The 1,701-nt window shown below is 21.0% G+C and carries 1 protein-coding gene and 1 pseudogene; both read left to right on the top strand.

The features are described from left to right. Positions 1-224: 224 nt before the first annotated feature. Positions 225-1,025: a Cof-type HAD-IIB family hydrolase gene (locus LDP10_RS02845; protein WP_265197237.1), complete on the top strand. Its 801-nt coding sequence runs from the start codon at positions 225-227 to the stop codon at positions 1,023-1,025. A gap of 285 nt (positions 1,026-1,310) precedes the next feature. Beyond that, positions 1,311-1,701 (top strand): annotated as a pseudogene (locus LDP10_RS02840) (5-methyltetrahydropteroyltriglutamate--homocysteine S-methyltransferase); the annotation flags it as partial.

Below are 1,701 nucleotides of genomic sequence, written 5' to 3'. Positions count from 1 at the left end.
ATTAAAATATATTATATTTTTAATTTCATAAGTATTGATTATTTTGATTAATAATAAATACTAATATTAATTAAAATGTAATGATTGGTATCATTTTTAAAATTTTGAAATAATTTTAAAATATTTATTTTATTTTTTAAAAAATTCATCATTTTTATTGATATTAGTATTTTACTTTTGAATATGCTTATTTGTATATATTAGATTTTATGGAAATTATATGTATGTATAAATTTATTGTCTCTGATTTAGATGGTACTCTTTTGTCTTCTGAATATAAAATAACAAATTATACGAAAAAAATTATACAGGATTTGTATAACAAAGGATTTTGTTTTTTTTTTGCTAGTGGTCGTCATTATTTCGAAATTTTAGAGATTTGTAATTATTGTAAAATTAGTGCTTTCATGATTACTTCAAATGGAGCTAAAATTTATAATTTAGATAAAAAATTAATATTTACCAGTAATATCGATAAAGATGTTATTGTAAATTTATTAAGGTATATCGATTTAGATACTGATATAATTATGCATATGTATTGCAATGAAAAATGGTATATTCATAAAAAAAATATAGAAAAATATTATTATAATTATAGATCATCTTCTCAGTACCAAGTTTTGGATTTTTATTTTTTTAAAATGGATAATGTTAGTAAAATTTTTTTCACTTCTAATGATTTTAGTAAATTATTTTTATTGAAGGAAAAAATTATTGATTTATTTAAACCAGATTTAGATTGGGTTTTTTCTTCTAAAACATGTCTTGAAATAATGTCAAAAAAGGTATCTAAAGGAAATGCATTAACTTTTTTAATGAAATATTTAAATAGTTCTTTAACAGATTGTATAGCTTTTGGTAATGCTATGAATGATATGGATATGCTTAAGATTGTAGGTAAAGCATGTATAATGGTAAATTCTGATTTAGAACTAAAAAATCAGTTACCATATGCAGAAATAGTATTATCTAATGATAATGATGGTGTAGCTCGTTATTTAGAAGTTTTTTTAAAAAAATAAGTACTATCTTAAATATAAATTAAATTATTTTATTTAATTTAAATGCACATTTTATTCAATTAATTATTAAAATCATTTTATTAATATTATTAAATTGATAATTAGAGTATTTTACAATAAATTTTTATTTTTTGATATAAATGTATTAATTGATTAAGAATATATCATTTATTTTAATTATGAATTTAAAGAAGTTGCAGATTACAGAGTAAATTAAAATTTTTATAAAAATACAATTTTGTTATAATATTTTTGATTAATTTTTTATTAAAAAATGGATTACATATGTCTATAATAAATCACATACTTGGTTTTCCAAGAATTGGATCTAATCGTGAATTAAAGAAAGCACTAGAAGAGTATTGGTCTGAAAAAATTTCACAAGAAAATTTACTAATAGTAGGCAAAGAGTTAAGGAAAATACATTGGGAAAAACAAAAAAAAGCAGGTATCGATTTACTTCCTGTAGGTGATTTTGCTTGGTATGATCATGTGCTAAGTACTAGTATGTTGTTAGGAAATATTCCACAAAGACATAGAAATGAAGACAAATCAGTTGATTTGGATACTTTATTTCGTATTGCGAGAGGAACAGCTCCTACTGGACAATCTGCTTTTGCGTCAGACATGACTAAGTGGTTTAATACCAATTATCATTACATTGTTCCTGAATTTA

It is taken from the genome of Buchnera aphidicola (Pemphigus obesinymphae) (assembly GCF_026122815.1).
Classification (GTDB): Bacteria; Pseudomonadota; Gammaproteobacteria; order Enterobacterales; family Enterobacteriaceae; genus Buchnera_C; species Buchnera_C aphidicola_BJ.
This window is presented reverse-complemented; position numbering and strand designations above follow the sequence as displayed.